Raw genomic sequence first — 14913 nt, 5'->3', positions numbered from 1 at the left:
AGATTCCTCATTTGGCGTCTTTATTGACCGTATTAAGCAGGAATTTACCGATCAGGTCTTCAAGCACCAGCGACGACTGTGTGTCGTGGATTGTCGAGCCATCCTTGAGCAGGGCTGTTTCCCCACCCACGCTGACACCGATGTACTTCTCGCCCAGCAGACCCGCAGTGAGGATAGATGCAGTAGAGTCAGTCGGCAGATTATCTACCTTCTTGTCTATTTGCATGGTCACTCGCCCGGTGAAGCTGTCGCGATCCAGATCGATTGCCGTGACCTTGCCGATGGTTACACCGGCCATGGTCACTTTAGCTCTGACAGTCAAACCAGCGATATTGTCGAAGTACGCGTAAAGTTTATAAGTATCGGCGGTGGGGCTGGCCGAAAGGCCGCTGACTCGCAGGGCCAGCAACAGTAAAGCCAGGATGCCAGCCAGCAAGAAAAGGCCGACACCGATTTCCACAGTGCGGTTTTGCATCAGAAATCTCCAAACATCAAGGCGGTCAAAATGAAGTCAAGGCCCAGTACCGCCAGCGAGGCGTACACAACGGTCTTGGTGGTGGCACGACTGATCCCTTCGGAAGTGGGCTCACAGTCGTAGCCTTGGAATACGGCGATCCAGGTCACAACAAAGGCGAAAACGATGCTTTTTATGATGCCGTTGAGCACGTCGCCGCTGAAGGTCACACTGTTTTGCATGTTGCCCCAGTAAGAGCCGTCATAGACGCCCAACCAGTCAACCGCGACCCATGAACCGCCCCAAATGCCTACCACGCTGAAAATCATCGCCAGCAGTGGCAGGGAAATGAAGCCGGCCCACAGGCGCGGGGCAACAATGTACTTGAGCGGGTCCACGCCAATCATTTCAAGGCTGGACAACTGCTCGGTGGATTTCATATTGCCGATTTCAGCCGTCAGTGCAGAACCTGCGCGACCAGCAAACAGCAAGGCGGTAACCACCGGACCCAGTTCTCGCAGCAGCGTCAGGGCAACCATCTGCCCCACAGCCTGCTCGGAACCGTAGCTGGAGAGGATATTGAACCCCTGCAACGCCAGCACCATGCCGATGAAAATCCCGGACACCACAATAATGACCAGGGACATCACGCCCACTGAGTGCAACTGTTTAAGCAGCAAGCCGAAACCGCCGCCAATGCCGCCACGGCCAAGCAAGGCGTGAAACAGGAATATGGTCGAGCGCCCCAGCACTTCGATCAAGTCGATACCGGAGCGACCAAAAAGGCGCACCTTCTCGAGTAAAGATTTCTTGCGCATCAGCGCTTCCCCAGAAGATCTGAGCGGTAGTCCGCTGCCGGAAAATGAAAAGGCACCGGGCCATCGGGATCGCCGGTCATGAATTGGCGAATGCGCGGGTTGTCAGCGTTCATCAGCTCTTGCGGCGTGCCCTGCCCCAACACTTGACCATCGCCCACCACATATAAGTAGTCGGCAATGCTCGCGGTTTCGGCCAGGTCGTGGGAGACCACGATACTGGTAATTCCCAGCGCATCGTTGAGCAGGCGGATCAGGCGCACCAGCACACCCATGGCGATCGGGTCCTGGCCTACGAACGGCTCGTCGTACATAAGGATTTGCGGATCGAGGGCAATGGCTCGCGCCAGGGCCACACGGCGCTTCATCCCGCCGGACAACTCGTCGGGCATCAGGTCGATGGCGCCGCGAAGGCCCACGGCCTGCAGCTTCAACAACACGATGTCCCGAATCATTTCATCGGACAGCTGGGTATGCACCCGCAGCGGAAAAGCCACGTTTTCGAAAACGTCGAGGTCGGTAAACAGCGCACCGCTCTGGAACAGCACGCCCATGTGCTTGCGGGCATCGAACAGATCGCTGCGCGACAGCGTCGGCAGGTTCTGGCCGTTGACCCACACTTCACCGGCATTGGGCCGCAATTGCATGCCCATCAAGCGCAACAGAGTGGTCTTGCCGCAACCGGAAGGCCCCATGATGCCCGTGACTTTGCCGCGGGGAATGCGAATATCGACGTTATTGAAGATGCTGCGCGTCCCGCGCTTGAAGGTAAGGCCCTTCAGCTCGACCGCGTAGGCGTTATCGGCACTCATCTAATCTCCTTGGGATGCAGCCTTTCACTCAGACACCATGTGTGCGACTTTCGTTTAGTTACGAATGCGCAATAATTTGGCGACATGGGTTGGGCGGGCCGAACTGGCGGCGAACTATATCACTGCTGATGCAGAGCCCCCAAGGGCGGAACTGTGCTTGTTCAGATTTTGGACAGGGAAAAAACGTTGCTGACTGTGTTACAGATCATGAATCTAATACACGTGCCGAATAAAGGCTGACGAACTTATGTGAGGGAATTGTTCATTACCGCTATAATCGCCGACTTTTCGTCAGGCTATACGATTCCAGACATGAGCCAATCCAGCGACCTCATTCAATCCGCACAACGCACCATCCGCCTCGAGCTTGAAGCCGTAGAAGGTTTACTGGCCCATATCGACGCGGATTTCGTACGTGCCTGCGAGATGATTCTGGCCAGCAAGGGCCGCGTTGTCGTGGTCGGCATGGGCAAATCCGGCCACGTCGGCAACAAGATCGCCGCCACATTGGCCAGCACCGGGACCACAGCGTTTTTCGTGCATCCGGCCGAAGCCAGCCACGGCGACATGGGCATGATCACCAAGGATGACATCATCCTGGCGCTGTCCAACTCCGGCACCACCAATGAAATCGTGACCCTGCTGCCGCTGATCAAGCGCCTGGGCATCCAGATGATCAGCGTCACCGGCAACCCCGACTCAACGCTGGCCAAGGCTGCCGAAGTGAACCTTAACGTTCACGTGGACCACGAGGCTTGCCCCTTGAACCTGGCGCCGACCTCCTCCACCACCGCCGCGCTGGTCATGGGCGACGCCCTGGCCGTGGCGTTGCTGGACGCACGTGGCTTTACTGCTGAAGATTTCGCGTTTTCGCACCCGGGCGGCGCCCTTGGCCGTCGGCTGCTGCTGAAAGTCGAAAATGTGATGCACAGCGGTGACGAACTGCCCAATGTGCAGCGCGGCGCCTTGCTCAAGGAGGCCTTGATGGAGATGAGCCTCAAGCGCCTGGGCATGACCGCCATCCTGGAAGCCGACGGCCGCCTCGCCGGGGTGTTCACCGACGGCGACCTGCGCCGCGCCCTGGACCGCAACCTGGATATTCAAACCGCCCGAATCGATGAGGTCATGACCCCGCACGGCAAGACCGCACGCCCTGACATGCTCGCGGCCGAAGCCTTGAAGATCATGGAAGACCATAAAATTCTCGCGCTGGTAGTTGTAGATCGCGACGACCGCCCGATTGGCGCCCTGAACATGCACGACTTGCTGCGTGCGGGAGTGATGTAAATGACAGCCGACCTGCTGCAACGCGGCAAACACATCAAATTGGCGATTTTCGACGTGGATGGCGTGCTGACCGATGGCCGCCTTTACTTCCTCGAAGATGGCAGTGAATTCAAGACGTTCAATACCCTCGACGGCCAAGGCATCAAAATGTTGATGGCGGCGGGTGTGCAAACGGCGATTATCAGCGGTCGAAAGACACCAGTAGTTGAACGTCGCGCACAAAACCTGGGGATTCCTCACCTGTATCAAGGCCGCGAGGATAAACTGGTGGTTCTGGACGAGCTTCTTGGCCAACTCAATCTAAGCTATGAGCAGGTCGCCTACTTGGGTGACGACCTGCCCGACCTGCCGGTGATTCGCCGAGTGGGCCTGGGCATGGCCGTTGCAAACGCTGCGTCTTTTGTTCGCGAACACGCACATGGCATCACTACCGCCCGTGGCGGTGAAGGCGCCGCACGCGAGTTCTGCGAGTTGATCCTGCGCGCCCAAGGCAGTCTTGAAGCGGCCCACGCCGCCTACCTATAGAGCGTTTTATGCTGAGCAAAAAGATTCGTAACTTCCTGCTGTTCGGAGTCATCGCCGCGCTGTTCCTGGCGGTAGGCTACTGGAATATCAGCCCGGAACGCTTCCTCGACAAGCCTGTTGCAAAGGTTGATGAAAGCGTTATCGACTATTACGCCACCAATGCCTACAGCGTGCAGTTCCTGCCTGACGGCAAGGTTCAGTACGAAATGACGGCCGATAGAGTCGATCATGTGAAGTCCTCCGAGGTCTCTTTACTGACCAACCCGGACCTGAACCTGTACAAGGGCACCGAATTTCCGTGGCACGTCACCAGCAAGCGTGGCGAGGTCAACCCGGACGGTACCCAGGTTGAACTGATTGACTCGGTTCGCGTTGCGCGCACCGACGAGAAGAACCGCGACACCATTATTACCAGCAGTCGCATGACCGTTTTCCCACAACAGCAATATGCGCAGACCGAGCAAGACGTTAGAATCGACGGCGCTGGCGGTGTATCGACTGGCAAGGGAATGAAAGCGTATTTGAAAGAAAGCAGGATACACCTGCTATCGAACGTAAGAGGACAGTATGAGGCTCGTTAAAACTCTCCCTATTTTGCTCAGTCTGGGCGCAGCACTGGGAAGCGTGAGCGCCTGGGCTCTGCCGAACGATAGCGAGCAACCTATCCACATTCAGGCTGACGATGCTCAGCTGGATGACAAGCAAGGTGTCGCGACCTACACGGGCGGCGTGATCATCACCCAGGGCTCGATGAAAATCACTGGCAACACAGTGACGCTCACGCGCACCCCGGCTGGCGACATTGATGTGGTGACCTCGGTGGGTAACCTCGCCTACTTCGAACAGAAGCAGGCCGCTGCAGACCCTGCGCCAATGAAGGGCTACGGCAGGACCATCCAGTATCACGCCCAGCAGAACCGCATCATCCTGATCGATCAGGCCCGGGTAGTCAGCAGTGATGGCAACACCACTGACGGTGAAAAAATCACCTATGACACCGTGAAGCAGATTGCTCAGGCCGGTCGTGCCACCGGCGCAAAAATCGGTACTCCGAAGCCGCGCATCGACATGGTTATCCAGCCGAAGCAGAAAGAAGGCGCTGCTCCCGCGCCTAAACCCGCTGCGAAGAAGGCCAATTAATGGCAACCCTGAAAGCCCAGCATCTGGCCAAGGCCTATAAAAGCCGTCAAGTCGTGCGCGATGTCAGCCTGTCGATCGACAGCGGCCAGATCGTCGGTCTGCTCGGCCCCAACGGTGCCGGCAAGACCACCTGCTTCTATATGATTGTCGGTTTGGTGCAGGCTGACCAAGGTCGCGTATTGATCGACGACCTGGACGTCAGCCACCAGCCGATGCACGGTCGTGCTCGCGCAGGTATCGGCTATCTTCCTCAGGAAGCGTCGATCTTCCGCAAGCTCTCGGTGTCCGACAACATCATGGCGATCCTGGAGACCCGCAAGGAACTCGACCGTGATGGCCGTCGCCAGGAGCTGGAAAGCCTGCTGCAGGAATTCCATATCAACCACATTCGCGACAACCTCGGCATGAGCTTGTCCGGCGGTGAGCGTCGCCGTGTGGAAATCGCCCGCGCCCTGGCCACCGCACCCAAGTTCATCCTGCTGGACGAACCGTTTGCCGGCGTCGACCCTATCTCGGTCGGCGACATCAAGCAGATCATCCATCACCTCAAGGCCAAGGGCATCGGCGTGTTGATCACTGACCACAACGTCCGTGAGACGCTCGATATCTGTGAAACGGCTTACATCGTCAACGATGGCCAGCTGATCGCCGAAGGCGATTCCGCGACTATCCTGGCCAACGAACTGGTCAAGGAAGTGTACCTGGGCCACGAGTTCCGCCTGTAAGCAGTGTGGTGTTGCGGTTGTTTGCCGGAGTGCGCGGGAGTCAATAAAAACCTCGGTTTTTTTATTGTTACCGCGCTCTAGGCAAAGCACCCGATATCAGGCATATAATTTGCTTATGTTTGGCGCTCACGCGCCCTGTCGTGGATGGCGCATTGCGCCGGCGAATAAGGTGTTAAGCCCCTGCCATGAAACCATCGCTAGTCCTGAGAATGGGCCAGCAGCTGACGATGACACCGCAGCTGCAACAGGCCATCCGCCTGCTCCAATTGTCGACCCTGGACCTGCAACAGGAAATCCAGGAGGCCTTGGAATCCAATCCGATGCTCGAACGCCAGGAAGAAGGCGACGACTTCGATAATGCAGACCCGCTGGCCGACAACATCGAGCAAAAACCCAATCCCGACGTGCAGGAACCCTCCTACCAGGAAACCGCCCCTACGGTGGACAACCTTGAGGAAGGCGAATGGAACGAACGCATTCCCAACGAGCTTCCCGTGGACACCGCGTGGGAAGACGTTTACCAGACCAGCGCCAGCAGCCTGCCCAGCAATGATGATGACGAGTGGGACTTCACCACCCGTACGTCTGCCGGAGAGAGCCTACAAAGCCACTTGTTGTGGCAACTGAACCTGGCACCGATGTCGGACACTGATCGCCTGATCGCTGTCACCCTGATCGACTGCATCAATAATCAGGGTTACCTGGACGAAACCCTTGAGGAAATTCTTGAGGCATTCGACCCGGAACTGGATATCGAGCTGGACGAAATCGAAGCTGTCCTGCACCGCATCCAGCAATTTGAGCCCGCCGGTATTGGCGCGCGCACCCTCAGCGAGTGCCTGTTGCTGCAATTGCGCCAACTGCCGGCCAAGACGCGGTGGCTCAGCGAAGCTCAGCGCCTGGTTACCGACTACATCGACCTGCTGGGCAGCCGTGACTACAGCCAGTTGATGCGCCGCATGAAGCTCAAGGAAGATGACCTGCGCCAGGTTATCGAGCTGGTACAAAGCCTGAACCCACGCCCAGGCTCGCAGATTGAGTCCAGCGAAGCCGAATACGTCGTCCCTGATGTGATCGTGCGCAAGCACAACGAACGCTGGCTGGTGGAGCTGAATCAGGAATCGGTGCCGCGCCTGCGGGTCAACCCGCAATACGCAGGTTTTGTGCGCCGCGCCGACACCAGCGCCGACAACACTTTCATGCGCAACCAGTTGCAGGAGGCGCGCTGGTTCATCAAGAGCCTGCAAAGCCGTAACGAAACATTGATGAAAGTGGCTACCCAGATCGTCGAGCATCAGCGCGGCTTCCTGGAATATGGCGACGAAGCGATGAAGCCGCTCGTTCTGCACGACATCGCCGAAGCGGTGGGCATGCACGAATCGACGATTTCCCGGGTAACCACCCAGAAATTCATGCATACCCCGCGCGGTATTTATGAGTTGAAATACTTTTTCTCCAGCCACGTCAGCACCTCCGAAGGCGGCGAATGCTCGTCCACGGCGATCCGCGCGATCATCAAAAAACTGGTTGCCGCGGAAAATCAGAAAAAGCCATTGAGTGACAGTAAGATCGCTGGTTTACTGGAGGCACAAGGCATTCAGGTCGCCCGTCGAACCGTCGCCAAGTACCGCGAGTCCCTCGGGATCGCGCCTTCCAGCGAGCGTAAGCGTTTGATGTGACGGGCGGGCCATAGCGTTCCGGAATGCGTTATAAAACTCGCCGAGCGGCGATCAGGCAAGGCAAAAACAGGCGAGGAAGCGCAGTTCAGGCTCCTAAATGAGCATTCCGAGCCTGTTTTTGACGCAGCATGATCGACGCGAAGGCAGTTTTGGAATGCATTCCAGTGGCAGGCGCTTTCGCCTGTCGCGTTATGCACTGGCAACGAAGGAGAAGCTGTATGCAAGTCAACATCAGTGGACACCAGTTGGAAGTCACCAAGCCCCTGCGTGAGTACACCGAGAGCAAGCTGAACAAGCTTGCGGGGCATTACGACAAGATCACCAATGTGCAGGTCATTATGGAGGTCGACAAGCTCAAGCAGAAAATTGAGGCCACCCTGCACATACCGCATGCCAAAGTCGTTGCCAATGCGGAACATGACGACATGTACGCAGCGATTGACTCGCTCTACGACAAGCTGGACCGCCAACTCATAAAGCATAAGGAAAAGAATCTGCACCTAATGCAAGGTACAGGTCGTTAATTCTCCCCCCATGATCCGACTCGAAACCATCCTGACCCCCGGCCGTTCCCTCGTGAACGTGCCGGGCGGCAGTAAAAAGCGCGCCCTCGAACAAATTGCCAACCTGATCGGCCGCGAAGTGCCCGAGCTGGATGAGCAAGTTGTGTTCAAGGCCCTGATTGACCGTGAAAAACTGGGCTCGACCGGTTTTGGTAACGGCATCGCCATTCCTCACTGCCGCCTGGAAGGCTGTACTTCTCCCGTCAGTGCACTTTTGCACCTGCAAGAAAAAATCGATTTCGACGCCATTGACGGCGCTCCGGTTGACCTACTGTTCGTGCTGCTGGTCCCGAAAGCCGCCACCGACGCTCACCTGGAACTGCTTCGGCAGATCGCCAGCATGCTCGACCGAAAGGAAGTACGCGACAAACTGCGCAGCGCCAACAGCAATGAGGCGCTCTATCAGGTCGTTCTGGATGAACAAAACAGGCAGTAATCATGCGTTTGATCATCGTCAGCGGCCGTTCCGGCTCGGGTAAAAGCACCGCCCTTAATGTTCTTGAGGACAGTGGATTCTATTGCATCGACAACCTGCCGGCCGGCCTGCTGCCGGAATTGGCGGAGCGCGCCCTTATCCATACCGAACTGGCGCAGCCTCTGGTCGCCGTTTCAATTGACGCCCGCAACCTGCCCAGCCACCTCTCGCGATTCCCTGAATTGCTCGAAGAAGTGCGGGCCAAGCACATTCATTGCGATGTGCTCTACCTGGATGCGGATGAAGAAACGCTGCTGAAGCGTTTTTCTGAAACCCGTCGCCGCCACCCTCTCAGCAGCCCCCATCGCTCCCTGGCTGAAGCCATTGAGGACGAGACGACCCTGTTGGGGCCGATCATTGACCTCGCCGACCTCAAAATCAACACCACCGCTCTGAACCTGTATCAGCTGCGCGACGCCATCAAGCTGCGCCTTCTGAACCAGCCGGAGCCTGGCACGGCTTTTCTGGTGGAGTCGTTTGGCTTCAAACGGGGGATGCCGGTGGATGCCGACCTGGTCTTCGATGTGCGTTGCCTGCCCAATCCTTACTGGAAGCCGGAGTTACGGGCTCAGTCCGGGCTGGACCAGCCTGTAGCCGACTACCTGGCGGCACAACCGGATGTGGAGGAGATGTTCCAGGACATTTCCAGTTACCTGCTCAAATGGCTGCCGCGCTTTGCCGCCAGCAACCGGGCGTATGTCACCATTGCCATTGGCTGCACCGGTGGCCATCACCGTTCCGTCTACCTGACCGAGCGTCTTGGCAAAGTGCTGCAACAAACCCTCAAGAACGTTCAGGTCCGCCACCGCGACCTTAGCTGAAAGGAACACCCTCGCGATGCCCGCTCTGGAAATTGAAATCATCAACAAGCTGGGCCTGCACGCCCGGGCCTCTGCCAAGTTCGTCGGTGTTGCCGGAAGATTCCCCTGCCAGATCCGCGCCGGGCGCACCCCGGATTCCATGGTCGATGGCAAAAGCATCATGGCCATGATGATGTTGGCTGCCGGTAAAGGCACCAGGATTCACCTGAAGACTGAAGGCGAGCAAGAACAGGAAGCAATGGATGCGCTGGTTGAGCTGATCAATAACTACTTTGATGAGGGTGAGTAAGCCCACCCTTTCAGAAGGGTGAAGCCGCAGCGGCTTCACCCCAACGCAGTATCCATCACCATCATCAAACAAAACCCGATGCACAGCCCCAGGCTGGCGAGCTTTTCATGGCCATTACGGCGTGATTCAGGGATCACTTCATGGGTCACCACCAACAGCATCGCCCCCGCAGCCAGCGCCAACCCCAAGGGCAAGAGCATTTCGGCCAGGCTCACCAGCCAGGCGCAGATCACGGCAAACACCGGTTCGACCAGGCCTGACGCCGCACCGATCAGGAACGCCCTTACCCGCGACATGCCCGCCCCGGCCAAAACCAGCGCGATCACCAGGCCTTCCGGCACGTCCTGCAGGGCAATCCCCATGGCCAGGCTGTCGGCATCCGGCATACCGCCGCCAGCAGAAACGCCGACGGCCATGCCTTCCGGAATGTTGTGGGCAATGATGGCAAACACGAACAGCCAGATGCGCGGCGGAATCACCGGTTTGTCCGGCGTGCCCACCAGCATTTCCGGACTCGCTCCGGAGACCCTGCGGTCGACCAGGTACAGCCCGAACGCGCCCAGCATGATGCCGAGACTGATCAGACCACTGGCCTTCCAGGGCGAGAGCCCCAGGCTTTCGGCAGCAGCGATGCCGGGGACGATCAACGAAAACGCCGTTGCCGCCAGCATTACCCCGGCACCAAAACCCAGCAGGGTATCGCTCAGCGCCGCCGGCATGCGACGAATAACCAACACAGGTACAGCGCCCAGCGCCGTGCCGAGCGCGCACAGTGCTCCACCCTGCAAGGCGCGCAGCATGCGCGGTTCCAGGTCCAGCCAAGCCAGCCCTTTGGCCACCAGCAATGCAGTACCTGCCAATAGCAGCAGCGAGCCAAACGCATAACGAAACATTCGCACGCTGCTGATCGCCAGTGTTTCAGTGCCCATAGTCGGCCTTAGATCTTGTTATAGGTGAATGTCAGACCAAGGCGGCCTGGTAGCGAGCGGCCACTTCCGGCCAGTTGAGTACACTATAGAAGGCGTTGATGTATTCCGGGCGGCGGTTCTGGTACTGCAGGTAATAAGCGTGCTCCCAGACGTCGAGGCCGAGGATCGGTGTGTTGCCACTCATCAGGGGGCTGTCCTGGTTGCCACTGCTTTCCACCACCAGTGTCTTTTGCGGGGTGACGCTCAACCACGCCCAGCCGCTGCCGAAACGGGTCAGGGCCGCTTTGGTGAAGGCTTCCTTGAAGCGGTCGAAACCGCCCAATTGCTCATCGATGGCGTTGCTCAATGCGCCTTCGGGTTTGCCGCCGCCTTTTGGCGACATGACCGCCCAGAACAGCGAATGGTTTGCATGGCCGCCGCCCTGGTTGATCACGGCTGCGCGCAGTTTTTCTGGCAGGTTTTGAACGCTGGACACCAGTTTCTCTACGGGCCAGCCCGCGAACTCGGTGCCCTCGACCGCGGCATTGAGGTTGTTGATGTAGGTTTGATGGTGTTTGGTGTAGTGAATTTCCATGGTTTGCGCGTCGATATGCGGTTCCAGGGCGTCGTAGGCGTAAGGCAAGGCAGGCAAGGTGTAGGTCATATCAATGAGCTCCGTAATAAGGATTATTGCGGGACGAGGCATACGGTTGCGCCGCGGCGCCGCCCAGCAGGCGATGAGTACGCGGGTACTCGCCGTGGTCGCTGATGAAATTCAACAATTCAACGTAGGTCTTGCTGCTCTGGCGCAACGCCGCCTCGCGCAATGCTGCGCTCAGGCGCGGGTCCTGCATGGTCTGCAACAGGCGCTGATGGATGGCGCAGAGGTATTCGGCACTCTCCTCAGGCTGATTCAGGTGCAGGTGCAGGTCCGCCAGGTTGTGATGGGAAATGACGCAGGCCGCCACTGCTTCGTCGGCATCCGCCCAGCGCTCGAACAGCACTTGAGCCAGGGCCAGGGCTTGCAGATAGGCCTCGCGTGCGTCGACCAATTCGCCTGCCATAAAACAGCGATTGGCCCGTTCGATCGTGCGTTTCCAGTGCTCCATGGTGAGCCTCCAAAGCAGGGTCGGTGATTACACGCCGCCGGCGGTGAGCTTTTCCGGATCCAGCAGAATCTCCAGTTGGCTGCGCGGCAAGTCCGTGTGTTCCAGGGCTACATCAATCACCGGGCGACCTTGCTGATAGGCTTTCTTGGCAATTTCAGCGGCCTTTTGGTAACCAATGATCGGGTTGAGTGCGGTGACCAGAATGGGGTTGCGTGACAGCGCTTCCTTGAGTTTGGCTTCGTTGACCTTGAAGCTGGCGATGGCTTTGTCGGCCAGCAGGCGGCTTGAATTGGCCAGCAGTTCGAGGCTGCCGAGCAGGTTCTGCGCGATGATCGGCAGCATCACATTCAACTCGAAGTTGCCCGATTGGCCGGCGACGGTGATCACCGTGTCATTGCCGATCACCTGCGCGGCAACCATGGCGGTGGCCTCCGGAATCACCGGGTTGACTTTGCCCGGCATGATCGACGAGCCAGGCTGCAACGCTTCAAGCTCGATTTCACCGAGGCCGGCGAGCGGGCCGGAGTTCATCCAGCGCAAGTCGTTGGCGATTTTCATCAGTGATACCGCGGTGGCCTTCAACTGACCGGAGACGGCAACGGCAGTGTCCTGGGAGCCGATCAGCGCGAACAGGTTTTTGCCCGGGGTGAACTTCACGCCGGTCAGGCTGCTCAGTTGCGCGCTGAAACGCGCCGCGAATTCCGGGTGTGCATTGATGCCGGTCCCGACCGCCGTGCCGCCTTGGGCCAGAGCCTGCAAACTTGGCAGCAGGTCCTGCAAGTGGCTGATATTGGCCTTGAGTTGCTGTGCCCAGCCATTGAGCACCTGGCTCATGCGCACCGGCATCGCATCCATCAGGTGCGTGCGGCCGGTCTTGATGAACGGGTGAACCTCTTCGGCTTTTTGCTCGATAACCTGCACAAGGTGCAGCAGCGCGGGCAGCGTTTTTTCATGCAGGACCAGCGCGGCACTTACGTGAATGGTGGTCGGAATGATGTCGTTGCTGCTTTGGCCGCAGTTCACGTGGTCGTTGGGATTGACCGGCTCGCCGAGCAAACGGCTGGCGAGCGTGGCGATCACTTCGTTGGCATTCATGTTGGAACTGGTGCCGGAGCCGGTCTGAAAGATATCCACCGGAAAGTGCTGCATGAAATCGCCTTCGAGCAAGCCTTGGGCGGCGTCGAAAATGGCGTTGCCCTGCCCTTCGCTGATTTGCTTGAGGTCCACATTGACCTTGGCGGCGGCGGCTTTGGCCAGGATCAGGGCACGGATGAATTGCGCCGGCATGCGTTGATGACTGATCGGGAAATTGTTCACCGCGCGCTGGGTCTGGGCGCCATATAACGCCTCGGCAGGCACTTGCAGCTCGCCCATGCTGTCGCGCTCAATTCGGGTGTTACTCATCGTTAGATCCTTGCACCAGGTCAGAAACAGAAAGGGACGGCAGCAATTCGCAGGTCGCCAATTGCCAGGCAAAGGTCTGCCAGCGCTTGAGGCGGCAGGCACAGTGAGAGAGTTTTTCCAGGTCGCGCAGGGGGCGCCAGGCCTGGTCCAGGCACGCGGAGCGCCAGTGCCAGGGCAAGGCGATATCGCTGGCGGTGTCGATCAGCAGGCGCAATGAGGTTTCTGCGATGGTCCACGGGTGGGTTGCGGTGCAACACGCCAGGTATCGACCCTCATTGAGGTAATATTCGATCAGGCGAGGTTCATTGGGATTGAGGCAGCAGCGAATCTGACGACTCATCCAGCGCCAGCTTTCCAGATACGGATCCTCATGCAGGACAGAACTCATGATCCACACTCATCCGGTAATGAGATTTATTATTAAATGATATTAAGAATCAAAACAAGCATAGCCTGTTGATAGCGCTTAAACGCGGCCATAAAAAAAGCGCGCCATCTTTACGATGGCGCGCCTTTTTTTAAGCGTCGTGCAGGTTAACTGCCAGCGACGGTCATTCGCTCGATCAGTACCGAACCGGTGCGAATATTGCTGCGCAGCTCTAGGTCGTTACCCACGGCAACGATTTGTTTGAACATGTCGCGCATATTGCCTGCGATGGTCACTTCCTGGACGGCGAACTGGATCTCACCATTTTCCACCCAAAAACCCGCCGCACCTCGCGAATAATCGCCGGTGACCATGTTCAAGCCATGGCCCATCAACTCGGTCACCAGCAAACCGCGCCCCATACGGCGCAACAATGCGGCCTGATCTTCATCGCCATGGGTCACGAACAGGTTATGCACGCCGCCGGAGTTGGCGGTGCTTGGCAAGCCGAGCTTGCGACCGGCATAAGTGCCCAGTACGTAGGAAACCAGCTCACCCTTCTCAACGAATGGCTTGGCATAGGTCGCCAGGCCATCACCGTCAAACGAGGAACTGCCCATGGCGCGCATCAGGTGCGGGCGTTCATCAATGGTCAGCCACTCAGGAAACAACGTCTGACCGATTGCGCCTTCCAGGAACGAAGACTTGCGGTACAGGTTGCCACCGGAAATCGCCCCCAGGAAACTGCCGAACAGACCACCGGCCAGCTCCGCCGAAAACAGCACCGGCACTTCACAGGTCGGCACCGGGCGCGCGCCCAAACGGCTCGCAGCACGTTGCGCTGCACGCTGGCCAATGCTCACCGGGTCGGCGAGCAATTCGCCCTGACGGTTCACGTCGTACCAATAATCGCGCTGCATCTGGCCATTGGCTTCGGCGATCATCACGCAGCTCAAGCTGTGGCGAGTGGAGGCGTAGCCGCCGATAAAACCATGGCTGTTGCCATACACGCGGCATCCCTGATGCGTACTCAAGGTGGTGCCATCGGCGTTCTTGATGCGGGCATCGGCGTCGAATGCTGCCGCTTCGCAGGTCAGCGCCAGCTCGATAGCCCTTTCAGGAGTGATGTCCCAGGCGTGGAACAGATCAAAATCCTTAAGATCCTTGGCCATCAGCGCTTTGTCAGCCAAACCCGAGCTTTCATCTTCGGAGGTGTGCTTGGCGATTGCCAACGCAGCGGCAACGGTCTCGCGAATCGCTTCCGGGCCGCTTGCCGAGGTGCTGGCCGAGCCTTTGCGATGCCCGACATACAAGGTGATGCCAAACCCCTGATCCCGGTTAAATTCAACAGTTTCAACTTCCCGCTGGCGTACCGACGTCGACAGCCCCTGCTCCAGCGACACCGCCACTTCACAGGCACTGGCCCCCTGGCGCTTGGCCTCGGCAATGATCTGCTCGACTTGTTCCTGCAGTGCCGGTAACGCTTGCGGACCGACGCTTTGGGCTGCACTCATGGTTTTCTCCACTCAAATTCTGCTTT

At 58.2% G+C, this 14913-nt stretch carries 19 protein-coding genes; 10 read left to right on the top strand and 9 right to left on the bottom strand.

Annotated features, from left to right (window positions below; genetic code table 11):
- Positions 1–7: 7 nt before the first annotated feature.
- Genes mlaD through Q7C20_RS06210 form a run of 3 tightly spaced genes read right to left on the bottom strand, consistent with a single transcriptional unit; the run spans position 8 to position 2081 of the window.
- Positions 8–475: an outer membrane lipid asymmetry maintenance protein MlaD gene (gene mlaD / locus Q7C20_RS06220; RefSeq protein WP_248748882.1), complete on the bottom strand. Its 468-nt coding sequence runs from the start codon at positions 473–475 to the stop codon at positions 8–10.
- Positions 475–1272: a lipid asymmetry maintenance ABC transporter permease subunit MlaE gene (gene mlaE / locus Q7C20_RS06215; protein ID WP_375066348.1), complete on the bottom strand. Its 798-nt coding sequence runs from the start codon at positions 1270–1272 to the stop codon at positions 475–477. The genes mlaD and mlaE overlap by 1 nt, the downstream gene beginning before the upstream one ends.
- A complete protein-coding gene (locus tag Q7C20_RS06210; protein WP_375066347.1) occupies positions 1272–2081 on the bottom strand; it encodes an ATP-binding cassette domain-containing protein in 810 nt (269 codons plus the stop codon). Before Q7C20_RS06210 ends, mlaE begins: the two co-directional genes overlap by 1 nt.
- A 312-nt stretch (positions 2082–2393) precedes the next feature.
- Here Q7C20_RS06210 and Q7C20_RS06205 point away from each other — a divergent pair, with 312 nt between their 5' ends.
- The 10 genes from Q7C20_RS06205 to Q7C20_RS06160 all read left to right on the top strand — a co-directional run bounded on the left by Q7C20_RS06205 (position 2394) and on the right by Q7C20_RS06160 (position 9585).
- Entirely contained in the window at positions 2394–3368 is a 975-nt protein-coding gene (locus Q7C20_RS06205; protein ID WP_348057524.1) for a KpsF/GutQ family sugar-phosphate isomerase, read from the top strand.
- Complete coding sequence (locus Q7C20_RS06200; protein ID WP_348057523.1) at positions 3369–3893, top strand: HAD family hydrolase; 525 nt, start codon at positions 3369–3371, stop codon at positions 3891–3893.
- 8 nt (positions 3894–3901) lie between these two features.
- Positions 3902–4474 (top strand): LPS export ABC transporter periplasmic protein LptC, encoded by a 573-nt coding sequence (gene lptC, locus Q7C20_RS06195; RefSeq protein ID WP_348057522.1) that lies wholly within the window; start codon positions 3902–3904, stop codon positions 4472–4474.
- A complete protein-coding gene (lptA, locus tag Q7C20_RS06190) occupies positions 4461–5033 on the top strand; it encodes a lipopolysaccharide transport periplasmic protein LptA (RefSeq protein WP_348057521.1) in 573 nt (190 codons plus the stop codon). Before lptC ends, lptA begins: the two co-directional genes overlap by 14 nt.
- Positions 5033–5758 carry an LPS export ABC transporter ATP-binding protein gene (gene lptB / locus Q7C20_RS06185; protein ID WP_029291791.1) on the top strand — a complete coding sequence of 242 codons (726 nt, stop codon included), beginning with the start codon at positions 5033–5035 and terminating at the stop codon, positions 5756–5758. The genes lptA and lptB overlap by 1 nt, the downstream gene beginning before the upstream one ends.
- A 185-nt stretch (positions 5759–5943) precedes the next feature.
- Entirely contained in the window at positions 5944–7437 is a 1494-nt protein-coding gene (locus Q7C20_RS06180; RefSeq protein ID WP_375066342.1) for an RNA polymerase factor sigma-54, read from the top strand.
- 218 nt (positions 7438–7655) lie between these two features.
- Positions 7656–7961 (top strand): ribosome hibernation-promoting factor, HPF/YfiA family, encoded by a 306-nt coding sequence (gene hpf, locus Q7C20_RS06175; RefSeq protein WP_348057517.1) that lies wholly within the window; start codon positions 7656–7658, stop codon positions 7959–7961.
- A gap of 10 nt (positions 7962–7971) precedes the next feature.
- On the top strand, positions 7972–8436 hold the full coding sequence (gene ptsN / locus Q7C20_RS06170; protein ID WP_348057515.1) for a PTS IIA-like nitrogen regulatory protein PtsN: 465 nt from the start codon (positions 7972–7974) through the stop codon (positions 8434–8436).
- A 2-nt stretch (positions 8437–8438) separates the two neighbouring features.
- The gene (gene rapZ / locus Q7C20_RS06165; RefSeq protein ID WP_375066339.1) at positions 8439–9296 is read left to right on the top strand and encodes an RNase adapter RapZ; all 858 of its coding nucleotides are present in this window, start codon (positions 8439–8441) and stop codon (positions 9294–9296) included.
- Between the two features lie 16 nt (positions 9297–9312).
- Positions 9313–9585, top strand: a complete 273-nt coding sequence (locus Q7C20_RS06160; protein WP_375066337.1) for an HPr family phosphocarrier protein — start codon at positions 9313–9315, stop codon at positions 9583–9585.
- 35 nt (positions 9586–9620) lie between these two features.
- Here the strand turns inward: Q7C20_RS06160 and Q7C20_RS06155 are convergent, their stop codons facing one another.
- The 6 genes from Q7C20_RS06155 to pmbA all read right to left on the bottom strand — a co-directional run bounded on the left by Q7C20_RS06155 (position 9621) and on the right by pmbA (position 14887).
- Positions 9621–10514: a ZIP family metal transporter gene (locus Q7C20_RS06155; RefSeq protein ID WP_375066335.1), complete on the bottom strand. Its 894-nt coding sequence runs from the start codon at positions 10512–10514 to the stop codon at positions 9621–9623.
- 31 nt (positions 10515–10545) lie between these two features.
- On the bottom strand, positions 10546–11157 hold the full coding sequence (locus tag Q7C20_RS06150) for a superoxide dismutase (protein WP_348057507.1): 612 nt from the start codon (positions 11155–11157) through the stop codon (positions 10546–10548).
- A 1-nt stretch (position 11158) separates the two neighbouring features.
- Positions 11159–11602, bottom strand: a complete 444-nt coding sequence (locus Q7C20_RS06145) for a hypothetical protein (protein ID WP_348057505.1) — start codon at positions 11600–11602, stop codon at positions 11159–11161.
- 27 nt (positions 11603–11629) lie between these two features.
- A complete protein-coding gene (locus tag Q7C20_RS06140) occupies positions 11630–13006 on the bottom strand; it encodes a class II fumarate hydratase (protein ID WP_375066332.1) in 1377 nt (458 codons plus the stop codon).
- Positions 12999–13394 (bottom strand): FagA protein, encoded by a 396-nt coding sequence (locus Q7C20_RS06135; RefSeq protein ID WP_375066329.1) that lies wholly within the window; start codon positions 13392–13394, stop codon positions 12999–13001. The genes Q7C20_RS06140 and Q7C20_RS06135 overlap by 8 nt, the downstream gene beginning before the upstream one ends.
- A 146-nt stretch (positions 13395–13540) precedes the next feature.
- The gene (gene pmbA / locus Q7C20_RS06130) at positions 13541–14887 is read right to left on the bottom strand and encodes a metalloprotease PmbA (RefSeq protein WP_375066327.1); all 1347 of its coding nucleotides are present in this window, start codon (positions 14885–14887) and stop codon (positions 13541–13543) included.
- Positions 14888–14913 lie beyond the last annotated feature (26 nt).

The organism is Pseudomonas sp. AMR01 (genome assembly GCF_041946035.1).
In the GTDB taxonomy this organism is placed as follows: Bacteria; Pseudomonadota; Gammaproteobacteria; order Pseudomonadales; family Pseudomonadaceae; genus Aquipseudomonas; species Aquipseudomonas antarctica_B.
This window is presented reverse-complemented; position numbering and strand designations above follow the sequence as displayed.

Bases quoted from the DNA above. Each gene is read 5' to 3' on its own strand.
- mlaD (WP_248748882.1), bottom strand. From the start codon at position 475: ATGCAAAACCGCACTGTGGAAATCGGTGTCGGCCTTTTCTTGCTGGCT.
- mlaE (WP_375066348.1), bottom strand. From the start codon at position 1,272: ATGCGCAAGAAATCTTTACTCGAGAAGGTGCGCCTTTTTGGTCGCTCC.
- Q7C20_RS06210 (WP_375066347.1), bottom strand. From the start codon at position 2,081: ATGAGTGCCGATAACGCCTACGCGGTCGAGCTGAAGGGCCTTACCTTC.
- Q7C20_RS06205 (WP_348057524.1), top strand. From the start codon at position 2,394: ATGAGCCAATCCAGCGACCTCATTCAATCCGCACAACGCACCATCCGC.
- Q7C20_RS06200 (WP_348057523.1), top strand. From the start codon at position 3,369: ATGACAGCCGACCTGCTGCAACGCGGCAAACACATCAAATTGGCGATT.
- lptC (WP_348057522.1), top strand. From the start codon at position 3,902: ATGCTGAGCAAAAAGATTCGTAACTTCCTGCTGTTCGGAGTCATCGCC.
- lptA (WP_348057521.1), top strand. From the start codon at position 4,461: ATGAGGCTCGTTAAAACTCTCCCTATTTTGCTCAGTCTGGGCGCAGCA.
- lptB (WP_029291791.1), top strand. From the start codon at position 5,033: ATGGCAACCCTGAAAGCCCAGCATCTGGCCAAGGCCTATAAAAGCCGT.
- Q7C20_RS06180 (WP_375066342.1), top strand. From the start codon at position 5,944: ATGAAACCATCGCTAGTCCTGAGAATGGGCCAGCAGCTGACGATGACA.
- hpf (WP_348057517.1), top strand. From the start codon at position 7,656: ATGCAAGTCAACATCAGTGGACACCAGTTGGAAGTCACCAAGCCCCTG.
- ptsN (WP_348057515.1), top strand. From the start codon at position 7,972: ATGATCCGACTCGAAACCATCCTGACCCCCGGCCGTTCCCTCGTGAAC.
- rapZ (WP_375066339.1), top strand. From the start codon at position 8,439: ATGCGTTTGATCATCGTCAGCGGCCGTTCCGGCTCGGGTAAAAGCACC.
- Q7C20_RS06160 (WP_375066337.1), top strand. From the start codon at position 9,313: ATGCCCGCTCTGGAAATTGAAATCATCAACAAGCTGGGCCTGCACGCC.
- Q7C20_RS06155 (WP_375066335.1), bottom strand. From the start codon at position 10,514: ATGGGCACTGAAACACTGGCGATCAGCAGCGTGCGAATGTTTCGTTAT.
- Q7C20_RS06150 (WP_348057507.1), bottom strand. From the start codon at position 11,157: ATGACCTACACCTTGCCTGCCTTGCCTTACGCCTACGACGCCCTGGAA.
- Q7C20_RS06145 (WP_348057505.1), bottom strand. From the start codon at position 11,602: ATGGAGCACTGGAAACGCACGATCGAACGGGCCAATCGCTGTTTTATG.
- Q7C20_RS06140 (WP_375066332.1), bottom strand. From the start codon at position 13,006: ATGAGTAACACCCGAATTGAGCGCGACAGCATGGGCGAGCTGCAAGTG.
- Q7C20_RS06135 (WP_375066329.1), bottom strand. From the start codon at position 13,394: ATGAGTTCTGTCCTGCATGAGGATCCGTATCTGGAAAGCTGGCGCTGG.
- pmbA (WP_375066327.1), bottom strand. From the start codon at position 14,887: ATGAGTGCAGCCCAAAGCGTCGGTCCGCAAGCGTTACCGGCACTGCAG.